This is a genomic window from Giesbergeria giesbergeri (genome assembly GCF_054779375.1).
Window position 1 is genome coordinate 71,658 of sequence record NZ_BAAGYJ010000007.1, and the last position, 15,578, is coordinate 87,235.

Below are 15,578 nucleotides of genomic sequence, written 5' to 3' on the forward strand. Positions count from 1 at the left end.
CTGTGCCATCGTCTACTGCTGGGTGCCCGCGCTTAGATCAGCTCGGCAGCGATCCAGCCGCGCAGGCTGTTCAGAAATGCCCATGCCTGTATGCGTGGCCTGTCCTCCAGCCTGACCACCGCCTCGCGCAGGCGCCCGTTGCGCAGGGCCACCGCGCGCCCCACGCCGGGCAGCAAGCCACAGTGCAATGCCGGGGTGACCCATTGACCATCCAGCAGCATGGCTACATTGCCTCGGGTGCATTCGGTGATTTCGCCTTCTTCGTTGTACAACACCGTATCGTAGATGCCTGCCAATGTGGGTGTGAAGGCATCGTAGTGTGCGCGGTGGGTGGTTTTATGGTGCACAAAGGGGCTGTGCGCCTCTGCCAGTGGCTGTGTAGCCAGTTGCAGGCGCACCTGTGGGGGGGATGCTTCTAGCGTAAAAGCTTGGGCACTGGGTTGACCACTGGAATCGAGCAACAAACGTACGCGCCAGTTCCCCTGTGGTTGGGCTTGCGCCAGATCTGCCAAGCATTGGTGGATGCGGGGGGCATCCCAAGGGTAAGAAAAATGCTGGGCCGCACGGTGCAATCGGGCCAGATGGTCAGTGCCATGACGCCATTGGCCATTTTCCAGTGCCAAGGTCTCCAGAAGGTCAAAAGACATGCTTGCTTGCTCCACAAAGGCGCGTTTGTGGCGCCACTCGTTCCATTCTGCACTGGCTTGGGAGCCTGCGGTGATGCCGCTGCCAATACCGCAGCGTGCTTGATTGCCTTGGAGTACCACGGTGCGGATGGGGACGTTAAACGTGGCATGAATGCTGCCATCGCCTAGGGGCCGCACCACACCCAGCGCACCGCAATAAATACCCCGTGGCCCCGTCTCTAGCGCGGCAATCGCCTGCATGGCCCGCACTTTGGGCGCGCCGGTGACGGAACCGCACGGAAACAAGGCACCAAACACCTGTGCCAAGCTGGTGCCAGCACGGGTGTGTGCCTGCACATCCGAGGTCATTTGCCAAACCGCGGGCAGGGCTTGGGTATGAAAGAGCCGTGGCACTTGCACACTGCCGGGGGTGGCAAGGCGCGAGAGGTCGTTGCGCAGCAGGTCTACGATCATGACGTTTTCTGCACGTTCTTTGGGGCTGTTGCGCAAGGCGGTGGCTTGGGCGGTGTCTTGTTCGGGTGTGTGGCCCCGTGGGGCTGTTCCCTTCATGGGCCGGGCCAGTATCTCCCCCCCGTGGGGCTGGCTGTGCCAGTCAAAGAACAGTTCGGGCGATACCGACAGCACCTGCTCATGGCCTGTATCGATATAGGCTGCATAGCCCCCCGGTTGTGCCCGTTGCAAGGCGGCAAACAATGCGGGCGCGGCACCGTGCGCCATGCCATCTATAGCGGCCACCATCTGCGCGGTGTAGTTGACTTGGTAATACTCGCCATTGGCAATGGCTTGTTGAATCTGGTGCAGGGCCGCATCAAACACTGGCCGTTGTGCAGGAGCACTCCAGTGCAAGGTGGGCGCTGGGGGGATGGTGGGGTGGTCTTCTGGCCAAGGCAGTGCCTGCCCATACACGGCAAACCAAGCCAGTGGGCCATCAGCGGGGTGGGTACGCAGGGCTATATCAAAAGCACCTGCTGCCTCATAGCGCAGGTAGCCTATGCACCAAGCGCCTTTTTCTGCGGCCGCCTGTACGCCATCGAGCACGGCAGGCACCTCTGACCATGTGGTGGCGGTCAGAATATGTTGTGGAGTGCCAAAAGCATGGCGCAGGCGGGTTGCGTCAGGGCCGCCATGCGGGTCAGAAAAATCGATCTTGGCAGTCAAATGCACAGCAGGCTCCAGAATCGTGCCGTGTCTGTGAGGGAGTCGTTCCGGTCATGATGGCTGTGGTTGTCGGTAGACATGGCGGGGCAGGCGCGGGATCGCTGGTCGGTAGATGAGAGGTTGGTCGGGGGTGAGTGGCCCTGCCGATCTTATGGGGCTGGTGGACGGGGTGTACTTGGAGGGGCTGCATAGCATAGACTCGCACGCCCCTAGCATCGTGCCACGGAAGATATAACCACACCCCCATGAGCTACTCCGTCAAGGAAATTTTTTACACCCTGCAAGGCGAAGGCGCCCAAGCTGGCAGGCCCGCCGTGTTTTGTCGCTTTGCTGGCTGCAATCTCTGGAGTGGCCGTGCTTCAGATCGTGCCAGTGCTTTGTGCCGTTTTTGTGATACCGACTTTGTCGGCACGGATGGCACCTTGGGTGGCAAGTTTGACAACGCCACCGCCTTGGCCGGTCAGATCGCTGCGCTCTGGCCTGCCGAGGATGCACACCATCGCTTGGTGGTGTTGACGGGCGGTGAACCATTACTGCAAGTAGATACGGCCTTGATAGATGCCTTGCACCAGCAGGGCTTTCGGATTGCTGTAGAGACCAATGGTACTGTGCTGGCGCCGCCCGGCATTGACTGGCTGTGCGTCAGTCCCAAGGCAGGCACCGATTGGGTGCAGCAGCAAGGTCAAGAACTGAAAGTGGTCTGGCCCCAAGTGGGGCTGGATTTGGCACAACTCGAAACGATGGGGCAGTTTGAGCACCGCTTCTTGCAGCCTTTGGACGATAGCCAGCAGGCGCAACACATCGCCCAGTGCATTGAAACCTGCCTGCAACGCCCGGCTTGGCGCTTGAGCCTGCAAACCCACAAACTCACTGGTATTCGTTGACACCATCACCATGCAATTTACTGTCAGCCAACGTTTTTTCTTTGACGCCGCCCACACCCTGCAACGCGAGATTGAGGCCGAAGGCAGCCGCCGTATCCACGGCCATACCTACCATGCCGAAGTGTCTATTACTGGGCCGCGCCACCCCGTCAGTGGCATGGTGATAGACCTTGGGCATCTGCGTCAGCGCCTCTCGTTGCTGCGCGAGCAACTCGACCACCATTTGCTCGATGAAGTGCCGGACTTGGGGCCAGCCACGCTGGAGAATTTGTGCCTGTTTATTGCCAAGGCGCTGGCCGATATGCAGCCAGCACCCAGCCGCGTGCGTGTTTGGCGTGACGCCGTGGGCGATAGCTGCACATTAGAGCTGCGGTGATGGGTATAAACCCTTTGAGACCCATAGGAAATGTGCTGCATGATCCACCCTGCCTGACAAGGTAATGGATGGGGAGAACGTAGTGACGACACAGCGGCTTTATCGTTTTACGATGATTTTTTGGCTCACCGTAGCCATGTGCGTTGTTTGTGCTGCTTTGTTTGGTGCCTATGCGTTTTCGGTATCACGGCTCATTGCTGCCAATGAGCAACGGCTCCATTCGTGGCAGTTGGCCTCTGAGTTGCGTCAGTCATCCGATGATCTGACGCGCATGATGCGAACCTATGCCGTCACGGGGGACGTTCAATACAAAGAGAACTATCAAGAAATATTAGATATACGCAATGGTATTGCGCCACGGCCTATTGGTTATGAGAATGTGTATTGGGATCTGGCCTTGGGTGGAAAAAGACCTTCTTCAAAAGGAGAGATAGCGCCATTGATTCAGCGTATGAATCAAGCTGGATTTACAGGAGATGAATTAAGAAAGTTGTCAGATGCAAAAAATAAATCTGATCAACTGGTAAGTATTGAGCGCATGGCTATGCGATTGACCGATGCCAGTGAGAAAAGCTCATTGCAGCGTTGGTCTGCTATTGAGATGCTGCATAACGATTTGTACCATCAAGCAAAGTTTAATATCATGCAGCCGATTGCTGATTTTAATCAGATGGTGGATGGGCGTACAGACAATGATGTACGAAAATCTAAGATCAGTGCAAATGTATTGATGGTGGCATTTTCTATCTGTGGGGTAGGGCTGTTGTGGTTGCTTTGGCAGGTACGCCGCAGTTTTCGTGCAATTGTCGGGGGGTCTGTTGCTGATTTGCATCAACTGGTCAATGCACCAAGTTCGGCAGTTGCAAAAGAAAATAACCTTTCCGCTGCGCCCACAATTATGGAGCAGTTGACGGATCTGAAGTCGAGTAATGCGATGGCAGAAGATATGCGCCGTGATACAGAGCGCGCTTTGGCAGAAGCAGAAAGGCGTTTTGTGAAAGTGATTGAAGACAGTAGTGAAGGCGTATGCGTGGTGCAGGATGCTGTCATTTGTATGGCTAATCCAAAGATCCGACAGATGTTGGGGTATGCTATTGACAGCATGATTGGGCGGCCATTTATCGATTTTCTTGTTTTAGAAGACCGTGCATTACTATTGCAGCAATTTCAGCAAGCAGGTGCGGAACATCGTTTTGAAGGTGTACGCAAATACAGATTGCGTGCAGCTTCAGGGGATTCGATATATTTTAAGATTAGAGTGTCATCGATTCAGTGGGCTGGTCGAGCAGCAATGATGTATTTTTTGAATCAGGCAGAAAAAGAGTCTTGAAATAATCGATGCCACTGTAAAAAATCATCTGCAGCCAACGGTTTGCTGTAAATATAGCCTTGAATTTCATCGCAACCCCTTTGTTTGAGGTGGTTGACAGAATTTTCAGTTTCTACACCCTCTGCGACTACTTTGATGCCGAGGGAGTGTGCCAGTGTGATTGTGTTGGCTACAATTAACTCATGCTTGGTGTCGTCCATTTGTATGATGAACGAGCGATCAAGTTTTAAGGCATGAATAGGTAGTTTTGCCAGATAAGCCAGCGATGAGTATCCCGTGCCAAAATCATCAATAAAAACATTCATGCCAACTTTTGATAAATTAACCAGTATTTCTCGAAATTCCTCCGGGTTTTCCATGAGTGCGGTTTCGGTGATTTCGAGGTCAAAATAGTTTAATTGAATGTTAAACTGTTCTGACATTTCTGTTAATCTTTGAGAGAAATTAGTGTCTCGTAAGCAGTTGGGAGAAATGTTAACGGCAATCCGAACGGTTGTTTTTGATTTTTTCCATTGGGCTGCTTGCTGCATAGCAATCGCCAAGACTTTGTAAGTCAGAGGTTTAATGAGGCCAGTCTGTTCTGCCAAAGGTATGAAGTCGTTCGGTGGAATCATTCCGCGCTCTGGATGCTTCCAGCGCACCAGTGCTTCTACACCAGTCACTGCCATAGTGGTCGTACATACCTTGGGTTGATAATTAAGAATTAATTCACCTTCCCGAATGGCCTTGCGTAGATTAGACAATAAAGTTAATTGACCAATTTTTCCTTTCTCTAAGCGGTCGCTGTAAAAAGAGAACCAATTCTCTTCGACGATGGCTTGTCGTGTTGCAATAGTGGCAAGGCGCAGTAATGTGTCTGGATCACTGGCATGTTTCGGAAAAAGTGCAATTCCGATAGTTATCTGCACATCGATAGGAATTCCAGAGTATTCAAACGGTTTTTCAAATAAAGTATGCAGGCGAATGGCCGCTTTGTTTGGATGCTCGATAGATATCGGAATAATGATGGAGAAAACGTCGTGTGAAATGCGGGCGACATAATAAATTGGCCCTACTTCTTGAGCCAATAAAATGCCAACTTGTTTGGTAATGGTGTCGGCGCCAAAAAATCCTATGGCGTCTTGAATATCAGAAACGCGTTCTATTTTAAGAATAATGATGGATAATTCTTCGCCAGATCTTTTGGCATCATTAATAAATTTAGAAAGCTGTAAATCAAGTTCAATAGAGTTGGGTAGGCCTGTGGCAAGATCAAATCTTCTTTGACGGGCAGAAAGCTCTTCAGCGCGCGCACGGTCTTGATGAGCACGATGATTAGAGATACCAAATGTTAATTCCTCTGTCATTTTCTCCAGAAGTTCTACTTCTTCTGGAGAGAAGGCATTGGTTTGGGTGGAGTAAATGGACAATATGCCAAATGAATCTCCATGCTCTTTCAGGGGTAGGGCTATGACTGAACGGTAGCCACGTTCTTTTACAATCTGGCGCCATGGGCCGATACCAGGGTCTTTTTCTAAATGGTGTACCAGTTCGATAGAGCCCGAAGTAAATGCACGCATGCTCGGGCCGTGGCCGTATTCGCCACCACCCCAGCTGAGAGGAATCTTTTTTAAGATATCTATATTTGCACCATAATGCGCAACAATTCTCATTTCTTTTTCTGTGCTATTTTTTCGGAAAGCTATCCATGCCAGTGAATAATCTCCTGTGTCAACAATAACTTGGCAGATTTTTTGTAAAAGATCCTCTTCATTTTTTGCTTGAATGATGGTGCTGCTTACACTGCTTAATACACGCAATGTTCGGTTTAAGCGCAAAATTTCTGATTTATCCATCATGGCCAGAGCCATGTCGTCAAATGTGGTTGCTAATTGTCCAATTTCACTAGAGTCATGTGGAATTCCGGTGCGTGAAAGATAGTCGCCTTGGCTTAAACGTTTGGCTGCATTTGTAATTGCAGCCAATGGTTGCAGGAATAGTTTTTCACTGCCAAGCCAGATCAGTAAAAAAGAGGAGGCGGTTAGAATAAACCCTACAAAAATAGCTTCTTGAAATTGTTGATTCGCTACAAGAGTAGCAGTTTTCTTGTAAACACTGACCCAAACATAAATTGTGCCTGAAGGCGTCTCTATAAATGGAGTGAAGGCGTAGATGCGAGATTGACCATCCAAGCCATTTTCTTCCCCTATGCCCCGTCCTCCTTTTTCCAATATATTTTTATGAAAAGGAGTTTGGCTGATGTCTTGACCCACCATGCGGGCAGGATCTGGATAATGGGTGTATACAGTACCTCGCTGATCAACAACTCCCATGCGCATCAAGGATTGCAACGGATTGTTCTGAAACTGTATACGAAGAAAATCCAAATTAAAAGATAAAAGTAAAATGCCTTTGGGTGGGTCAGTGCCATTGCGTAAAGAGACCGCAATCGGTAATGACCATTTTTCAGTCATTCCAGATACCATGGGGTCATGCTGTACGGGATAAATGCTACGTTGCACATGCTGTAAGAATTTTCGAGAAATTTCTCCCCTGAATTGAGATTGATTGGCCAAAGTAGAGCAGCGCATTTCACCATCGGGGGTGAGGATAGAGGCGCTTTCGAGGGCATGGTTCCACTCTTGAAAACGGGCTAGTGTATCAATGCAGGACTGCCGTGAATTCAAAGAGCCTAAATCTCGATTAACTAAAATCGTATTAGCCAGCGTGTTGATGCCTTGTAGTAACTGTCGTTGCTGTATGGCTATGGCATCTGTCTGGGTTTGAAGTTGCAGCAGTGCTTTAGAAATATCTGACGAGCGCCGTTCGTAGGCCCGAAAGACGGCAACCAGCATGACCAAAAACATTACCATGCCAAGCAAGGCAATAATGTGAATTCGCAGGCTTTTGAGATTCAGTGTCATAGAAATTTTTTGACTATTGCTACTGCTGGATTGATACCGATCTATCCAGCTAGCCAGCTATGGTGAATAGAATGATTCCCCTTAGTCCATGACACGATTGCGTCCGCACTCTTTGGCGCGATACAATGCTTCATCAGCACGTTTGAGTGCATTTTGAATGTCTTGCTCTCCTTCTTGCCAAGTGGCTATGCCCAAACTGGCCGTTACATGCAGAATTTTGCCATTGGCTAGCGGAATAGGTGTTGTAGCCATGGTATGCCTTATTCTTTCGGCAAGCATACGCGCTTCTTCTAGGCCAGATTGGGGTAGCAATACAGAAAATTCTTCCCCTCCCATGCGGGCAGGAATATCTTGATCTCTGGACATCAATTGAATTGTTTTGGCAGTCGCTATCAGTACTTGATCACCGACATCATGACCATATTCATCGTTGACATGTTTGAAATGGTCTAGATCGATAGAAATAATAGAAAAATCATGGCCTTGGTGATGGGCCTCTGCAATCAGATTTTTAGATTCCAACGAAAATTTTCTGCGGTTGGCTAAACCAGTGAGTGGATCGGTAAAGGCTTCGGTTTTTAAATGGTGTTCACGTTCTACGCGATCACTGACATCTACAATCACCAGCAATAGGCAAGGTTCAGCATAGGCGTCCAGTTCGGCCACATTAGTGCAGTGAACTTCTGCATGTATCTTTCCGGCGCGCGTCATCAGCTCTACAAGGGTGATGGGGGTTGCGGCCCGTGACCAGTCTTCAAAAATATCAATATCTTTGAATAGACGGTCGAGCGGCTGCTCTTCTCCTGCCAAAGCACCAAAGCATTCGATCATGGCAGTATTGCTGCGCACAATCACATGGGTGTTACGGTTGACAATCACTATGGGAATGGGAAGCTCCATCAATACTTTGCGGGTGACGTGGGCATTAATCTCTAAGCGTTCTTGGATTTCTATGGCTGTACGCATGGTGTTTAGACCCCATAGCCAAGCAGTAATCAGTAATAAAATCAAGCCCCCGTTGACAATGGTACTGAACACCCATCCCCCCAAATAGTCGGCTGGGCTCAGACCTACCAACAGGATGAGCTCGCCGGAGGTCAGGGCATAGGGCAAACTGCGTTTGATAGTCAGGCGCTGGACGCGGTCTATCGGCGACCTGATCCAAAAACTACCCGCACCGGGGCCAGCATGGGAGTAATCCATAGGTTCGAGTTGCTGCCCGATATTGACGGTCAATGGCGTGGGTTTTCTGACCAACAGGGTGTTCTTGGCATCGAGCAATGTGACATTGCGGCCTTCGCCTAACAGGGGAACGTCAAACACCGCGTCTAAGACCGACAACGGCTCTAGCAATATGGCAATGGCCTGTAAGTCGCCAGCTGGCGAACGGATGGCCCGGCTGATCATGAAGGCTGGGGCGTGGGAGAGCGTGCGTGCAAAACGAACATCTGCTTGGATGCCGCCCCGTGCTTTGAATTGATCGATGATTTCTGGCAGACCCACCAAGCGGTTCACCAGATCCGGGTCGGTTTCTGCAACGGCTTTGCCTGTGACGTCGAGCAGCAGCAGCTCAATGCCGGGGGTGAGTTCGTTGTAGAGGCGGCGGATGGATTTGAGCTCATCTTGGCAAACCAAGGGGCAACTGGAGCGGCTGTGTTGGTTGCGCCGAACGGCTTCATGGATGGCATTCGAAATGGAACGGTTGGTGGCAAAAAGGTCGACGATGCCGCGTTCAATTTGTCGGGACGTGTCCGACAGATGCTTATAGGCGTTTTGCTCTTGGGCACGATAGTCTGACCACGTTTGGAAAGACAACAACGCAATGCTGCCCCAGATCAGGCAACTGATGATCCAGGCAATGCTGCGCCGACTGTGGTTGCGGTGGGCTAAAAAGAAGGCTATGAGGTTGTTGCGCAAGGTTCCCGACGAGGAGGGGGAGGGTGATGCATCAGGGGTGTTAGTCATGGGCAGGGCTGGCGATGGCAGGCAAACAAGGGAGAGAGACTGTGGGTGTTCTCAGCGAAAGACTTGCACGGCTTCGGCCAGATGCGTGCTTTGGTCGTGCAGGCAGGCGGAGGCTGCCGCTGCTTGTTCTACTAGAGCGGCGTTTTGCTGAGTGATGGCATCAAAACGCGCCAACGCATCATTGATCTGCACGATCTTGGTGCTTTGGCTCTGGGCTGAGGCACTGATGGTTTCAATCATGCTTGACACTTGTTGAACGCGATGTTGGATGTCGGACATGGCTTGTCCAGCGGCATCGACCAATTGGGTGCCAGTCTCTACTTGGTGGGTGCTGTTGTCAATCAGCGCCTTGATCTCTTTGGCGGCTTGGGCACTGCGCTGGGCCAGCGTGCGTACTTCATCGGCCACCACGGCAAAACCCCGTCCTTGCTCTCCTGCGCGGGCGGCCTCCACGGCGGCATTGAGCGCTAGAATGTTGGTCTGAAAGGCAATGCCATCGATTAGGCTGGTGATGTCGGCAATCTGGTGCGAGGACTGGCTGATGGTCTGCATGGTGGCAATCACCTGCTGCATGGTGTGGCTGCCGTGGTGTGCCGATTGTGTGGCGCCGCCCGCCATTTCCTGTGCTTGCACAGCGGTTTGGGCACTGTGGTGTACGCTCTCTGTGATTTGTGCCATCAAGGCACTGGTTTGTGCCACATGGTGGGCCGCTTGCTCTGTGCGGTGGCTCAAGTCCACATTGCCTTGGGCAATTTCACGCACGGCGTGTTGCACAGAGGTGGCTTGGCTGGCAACATCGTCAATCAGCCAACGAAACATCTGGCCCAATTGGCTGACGGTGCGTAAAGTCATGCCGATTTCATCGACGCGGTCGATGTGGGCAGGCATGTGGTTGGCACCGGTGGCTACGTTCAGTGCCATTGCCTGCACTTGTTCCAGCGGTTTGGCAATGTGTTGCTCTAGCAGTAGACCAATGCAGCCTGCCAGCAGCAATATCCACAACAGCACCATCCCACCTTCGCCCCCTAGAGTGCGGATGGCGAAAGCGCCGCCCACACTGAGCAGTGCCATGCTGCCAATCAGCAGCCGGATGCGGGTTCGCACCCCCATTGTGCGGCCCCAACTGAGCACCGCTTTGAGGCCGGAATACACCAGAATGCCTTTGTGCAGTTTTTGCTGGCGTGTAGTGCCGGTGCGCAGGTGTTGGTAGAACTGCTCGGCAGCGGCACTGTCGGTGGCTAGGGCAGGGGTACGCACCGACATGTATCCTGTCTGCTGGCCGTTGCGCACGATCGGCACGGTATTGGCCCGAACCCAGTAATGGTCGCCATTTTTGCGGCGGTTTTTAACCAGGCCCGTCCACGGTTGACCAGCACGCAGCGTGTGCCACATATCGGCAAATGCTTCTGGGGGCATCTCGGGGTGGCGCACGATGTTGTGCGGCTGGCCTTGCAATTCTGTGCGTGTGAAGCCACTCACATCCACAAAGGCTGCATTGGCATACACAATGCGGCCCCGAGTGTCGGTGGTGGACATCAGAGTGGTATCAGCCGAAAACTCATAAAGTTGCCCAGTGACAGGCTGGTTGTTGCGCATGATCAACCTTTTGAAAGCAAACTAAAAAAGAAAACCCCCGTAGATGGAGCCAATCAAACCGGCAGCGTCATGTGTGACGCCCTTGTGCCCATGTTGTTAGAAGGTTGCCCAATCGCTAAATGCTCAGAGAAGCCCTAGCACCAATGACTGGGAGGCAAAGAGTGCAGCCGATAGGCTGCACTGGGGGCTGAAAATATGAAGACAACGCGGAGATCAGGCACCATCCATGAGCACCAAGGTGCACTGATCCGTGTGCCGGTATGGCGTCACATGGCTGCGGCGGCAGGTAAAGACGGCTTAGACAGGCAAGCGAGTGGGCTGGGAGACGCTTTCAGTGAAGGGGGCCGCGTCACTTGGGTCGGTTTGAAAGACCGCGACGGCGTGTACCAAATCTTGGGCTTGTAGGCGTAAGCTGTCTGCCGCAGCTGCCATCTCTTCGACTAAGGCAGCGTTTTGCTGGGTGGCTTGGTCCATTTGCACTACGGCCTCGCCGATTTGGGCCATGCCGGTGCTTTGTTCGGTGGTGGCGGTACTGATCTCTCCCATCAGACCCTTAACACGGTAGATATGCGTCACGACCTCGTCTATGGTGTGCCCGGCCCGCTCGGCCAACGTGTTGCCTTGTCCTACACGGTCGATGTTTTCGGTGATCAACGCTTTGATTTCTTTGGCGGCGGTGGCGCTGCGTTGTGCCAGATGACGAACCTCGCTGGCCACCACGGCAAAACCACGCCCTTGCTCTCCTGCTCTGGCCGCTTCTACGGCTGCATTGAGCGCCAAAATATTGGTCTGAAAGGCAATGCCGTCAATCACGCCGATGATGTCGGCCATTCTGCGGCTGGCATCACTGATGTCTTTCATGGTAGATACCACTTCCGTGACGGCTTGCCCTCCCTGGGTAGCTACTGTGGCGGCGCTTTGCACCAGTTGGTTGGCCTGTTGGGTGTTGTCTGCGTTGTGGCGCACGGTGGCACTCAGCTCTTCCATGCTGGCGGCGGTTTGTTCTAAGGCACTGGCCTGGCTTTCGGTGCGGGCGCTCAAGTCTTGGTTGCCCTGGGCAATTTGGGTGCTGGCGCTGGCCACTGCACCACTGCCTTGGCGCACTTGCACCACGATGGCCTGTAGTTGCTGGCGCATTTGTTCTAACGCATGGAGCATGTGGGCCACTTCATCTTGGCCCTGTGGATGCAGCGCCATGCGCATGTCTCCGGTGCTCATGCTGCGCACAGCGGCCACGGCCTGGGCCAGCGGTGCAGTGACACTGCGGCTGATCAGCACCCCCAGCGCGATGCCTAATAGCACACACAAGGCAGCCAAAGCCAAAGTGATATTGCGGCTGCGCTCGTACAGCACCGTATTGTTGTCAGAGACTTGTTTGGCATTGCGTTCAAAGTGTTCGGTCAGTTCAAACATAGACTGACCCACCTGCATGCTGCGTGGCATGGCATGGCGGTGCAGATATTGCAGTATGGGGCTGTTGGCATGCAGTTCTGCGGTTTGTAGTTGCTTGAGCATTTCTTGCACGCTTTGCTCATCGGCAGCCCAAGCTTGTTCCACCTTGCGGATAGCTTCTGTGGTGGGCCCATCCATCGCTTTTTGGCGGGCTTGTTCTATTAGGTCGATGCTCTTGGCGCGCCATTGCTGCATACGCTCCAGCGCCTGCGCCCGTTCGGCAACCGTGGTGGCCAGAATGGCATCACGCAGCGCCACTACCCCCACATAGCGTTGCACATTAGCCTCTTTGGCCAACGATAGCCCCAGGGTATCGCGTTCATACAAGGCGGTGTCAGCGGCATCTAGTTGCCCCATGTTGTAAACGGCAAAAATGCCCAGAAGACCCCCCAGCGAAGCTACCAGCATAAAAGCGGCAGTCAGGCGGCTAGAAATGGAATAATCGGAGAGACGCATGGTTTTATCGGGTGCTGGCGTTGGTTAGTGCTCGCTTAGATGCCAGACCAATGCCGGTGGATCAGCATCAGACCAAAAAACAGCACGGCCAAAAACAGGGTCTGCAACACCATCAGCGCCACGGGCTTCCAGCCCACGGTCAAAATGTCTTTCAGGTGGGTTTTCATACCGATGGCGACCATCGCCGTGACCAAAAACATGCGCGACACTTCGTTGCCGCCACTGACCATCCAGGTCGGCAACCAGCCGGTGCTGTTGACCACCACCAAAACAATGAAGCCCACGGCAAACCAAGGCAGCAATGGTGGGCGGGCGCCACTGTCACTCAAGGTAATGCCGTCATCGGGGGTATTTTGTTCGCGTTGGCGCAGCATGTGCTGGCGCGTCATCCAAACGGCCAACACAATCACCGGCACCAGCATGGCAACGCGCATCAGTTTGACCACCGTAGCGGCATCACCCGCAGGGTTGCTGATGCTGTAACCGGCCCCCACCACCTGTGCTACATCATGGATGGTGCCGCCCAAAAAAAGCCCTGCCTCCAAATCGTTTAGCCCCAAAGCACGTACCACTATCGGGTAGAGCACCATGGCGATGGTGGACAGGGTGCTGACGCCAATGACCGTGAACAGGGTGGCTCGTTCTTTCTGCGGGTGTTGCGGAAAGGCCGCCGAGATAGCCAAAGCCGCCGAGGCACCGCAAATGGCTACGGCACCCCCACTGAGCAAGCCAAAGAACTTCTGAAACCCCATCAGCTTGGCGGCCAGAATGCCAAACGCAATAGTGACTGCCACAGACAGCACCACCATGGCTACCGGCTGCCAGCCCATGGCTTGCACCTGTCCGGCCGTGATCTTCAGCCCCAGCAGGGCCACGCCAGCGCGCAAGATTTGCCGTGCTGCAAACTCAATGCCGGGCTTGCAGCGGCCTTCGGTGGACAGAAAGTTGACGGCCATGCCCAGCAACAGGGCAAACAGCATGACTGGTGCGCCGTAGTGTTCGGCCAGATACAGAGCGGCCACCGCGATGATGGCCGAAAGCATCAGACCCGGCCACAGGGGCGCCCAATGGGGGGGCAAAGAGAGGCTCATTGCAGACCTTGGTCGATCAAGTGGTTTTGGTATTGTTCGCGCAGACGGTGCTTGAGCATCTTGCCGGTGGCCCCCAGCGGGATGGCATCGATAAAGATCACATCGTCTGGCGTCCACCACTTGGCAATCTTGTCGCCGTAGAAGGCCAATAGGGTGTCTTTGTCAAGTTCTGCGCCCGGTTTGATGCTCACCAGTAGCAGCGGGCGTTCATCCCATTTGGGGTGGCGGGCGGCAATGCAAGCGGCCATGGCTACAGCCGGGTGCGACATGGCTATGTTTTCGAGGTCAATGGAGCTGATCCACTCGCCGCCCGATTTGATGACATCCTTGCTGCGGTCGGTGATGTTCATAAAGCCTTGGGGGTCGATGGTGGCCACATCGCCGGTGGGGAACCACGAGCGCCCTTGTCTATCGGCTACCGTGGCACTGTGCTGACCATGGATATAGCTGTCTACCACCCAGTGGCCGCTGACCATCAGTTCACCGGCAGTCACCCCATCCCAGGGCAACTCCTCTCCTTCGGCATTAATGATTTTCATGTCAATGCCAAAAATCGAGCGGCCTTGTTTGTTTTGGATGGCACGGCGTTGCTCTAGTGGCCAACCTTGTTGCTCGTTCTTGAGCGTACAAACTGTGCCCATAGGGCTCAGTTCAGTCATACCCCAAGCGTGGATCACCTGCACGCCGTATTGCTCCTCAAAGGTGTTGATCATCACTGGGGGGCAGGCCGAGCCGCCAATCACGGTACGCTTCATGGTGCTAAAGCGCAATTGCTGCGATTGCACATGGTGGAGCAGCCCCTGCCAAACGGTAGGCACGCCAGCGGCCATCGTCACGCCTTCGGCTTCAAACAGTTCATACAGCGACTTGCCATCCAGCGCCGGGCCCGGAAACACCAGTTTGGCCCCGACCATGCAGGCTGAATAGGGCAAGCCCCATGCGTTGACGTGGAACATCGGCACCACGGGCAAGATGGCATCGCGTGCGGAGAGGTTGAAGGCATCTGGCAACGCCGATGCAAGGCTGTGCAGTACCGTGGAGCGGTGGCTGTAGAGTACGCCCTTGGGGTTGCCGGTGGTGCCGCTGGTGTAGCACAGCGAGGAGGCGGCCTGCTCATCCAGCAGGGGCCAGTCGTACAGCCCGGTCTCGGCAGCCAGCAGGTCTTCGTAGCACAGCAAGTGCGGCAGCGATGTGTGCTGTGGCATGTGTGCCCGGTCGGTCATGAGCACAAAATGCCGGATGTGGCTGAATTGGTGGGCAGCGCCTTCGAGCAGTGGCAGGAAAGTCAGGTCAAAGCACAGCACCTGTGCATCGGCGTCTTGAGCGATCCACGCCATTTGATCGGGGTGCAGGCGGGGGTTCAGGGTGTGCAGCACCAGTCCGGAGCCTGAGGCACCGTAATACAACTCCAGGTGGCGATAGCTGTTCCAAGCCAGTGAGGCCACCCGCTGGCCTGGGGTCAGGCCCAGGCGTTGCAAGGCTTGGGCTAATTGCCGCGCACGGGCGGCCATATCTTTGTAGGTATAACGGTGGATATCTCCTTCCACACGGCGGGAGACGATCCATTGCTCGCTGTGGTGCCGTTCGGCATGGCGCAGCAGAGAGGAGATCAACAAAGGTTGGTGCATCATTTGGCCGTACATCGCAAAAGGCTCTTTCTGGTTCAAAAGCAGTCAAAAAGGAAAAAACAGCCCCCCGCCTCCCTGCACAGAGAGGGCGT

General features: G+C 53.8%; 10 protein-coding genes. 3 read left to right on the top strand and 7 right to left on the bottom strand.

Annotated elements, in window-relative coordinates:
• Positions 1-32: 32 nt before the first annotated feature.
• Entirely contained in the window at positions 33-1,811 is a 1,779-nt protein-coding gene (locus tag ACYVB2_RS11870; RefSeq protein ID WP_382433199.1) for a chorismate-binding protein, read from the bottom strand.
• 239 nt (positions 1,812-2,050) lie between these two features.
• On the opposite strand from ACYVB2_RS11870, the gene queE reads away from it, so the two are divergent.
• From queE to ACYVB2_RS11885, 3 genes are all read left to right on the top strand, one after another.
• The gene (gene queE / locus ACYVB2_RS11875; RefSeq protein WP_382433201.1) at positions 2,051-2,689 is read left to right on the top strand and encodes a 7-carboxy-7-deazaguanine synthase; all 639 of its coding nucleotides are present in this window, start codon (positions 2,051-2,053) and stop codon (positions 2,687-2,689) included.
• A gap of 10 nt (positions 2,690-2,699) precedes the next feature.
• Positions 2,700-3,065 carry a 6-pyruvoyl trahydropterin synthase family protein gene (locus tag ACYVB2_RS11880; RefSeq protein ID WP_382433203.1) on the top strand — a complete coding sequence of 122 codons (366 nt, stop codon included), beginning with the start codon at positions 2,700-2,702 and terminating at the stop codon, positions 3,063-3,065.
• 64 nt (positions 3,066-3,129) lie between these two features.
• On the top strand, positions 3,130-4,395 hold the full coding sequence (locus ACYVB2_RS11885) for a PAS domain S-box protein (RefSeq protein WP_382433205.1): 1,266 nt from the start codon (positions 3,130-3,132) through the stop codon (positions 4,393-4,395).
• Here ACYVB2_RS11885 and ACYVB2_RS11890 read toward each other — a convergent pair.
• From ACYVB2_RS11890 to ACYVB2_RS11915, 6 genes are all read right to left on the bottom strand, one after another.
• Positions 4,374-7,298: a bifunctional diguanylate cyclase/phosphodiesterase gene (locus ACYVB2_RS11890; RefSeq protein ID WP_382433207.1), complete on the bottom strand. Its 2,925-nt coding sequence runs from the start codon at positions 7,296-7,298 to the stop codon at positions 4,374-4,376. The genes ACYVB2_RS11885 and ACYVB2_RS11890 overlap by 22 nt on opposite strands.
• Positions 7,299-7,379: 81 nt before the next feature.
• Positions 7,380-9,263: a sensor domain-containing diguanylate cyclase gene (locus tag ACYVB2_RS11895; protein WP_382433209.1), complete on the bottom strand. Its 1,884-nt coding sequence runs from the start codon at positions 9,261-9,263 to the stop codon at positions 7,380-7,382.
• Positions 9,264-9,314: 51 nt separating this feature from the next.
• Positions 9,315-10,859, bottom strand: a complete 1,545-nt coding sequence (locus ACYVB2_RS11900; RefSeq protein ID WP_382433211.1) for a methyl-accepting chemotaxis protein — start codon at positions 10,857-10,859, stop codon at positions 9,315-9,317.
• A gap of 297 nt (positions 10,860-11,156) precedes the next feature.
• Entirely contained in the window at positions 11,157-12,767 is a 1,611-nt protein-coding gene (locus ACYVB2_RS11905; protein WP_417398468.1) for a methyl-accepting chemotaxis protein, read from the bottom strand.
• 35 nt (positions 12,768-12,802) lie between these two features.
• Positions 12,803-13,858, bottom strand: a complete 1,056-nt coding sequence (locus ACYVB2_RS11910) for a YeiH family protein (protein ID WP_382433213.1) — start codon at positions 13,856-13,858, stop codon at positions 12,803-12,805.
• The gene (locus tag ACYVB2_RS11915) at positions 13,855-15,501 is read right to left on the bottom strand and encodes a 3-(methylthio)propionyl-CoA ligase (protein ID WP_382433301.1); all 1,647 of its coding nucleotides are present in this window, start codon (positions 15,499-15,501) and stop codon (positions 13,855-13,857) included. Before ACYVB2_RS11915 ends, ACYVB2_RS11910 begins: the two co-directional genes overlap by 4 nt.
• Positions 15,502-15,578: the final 77 nt, after the last annotated feature.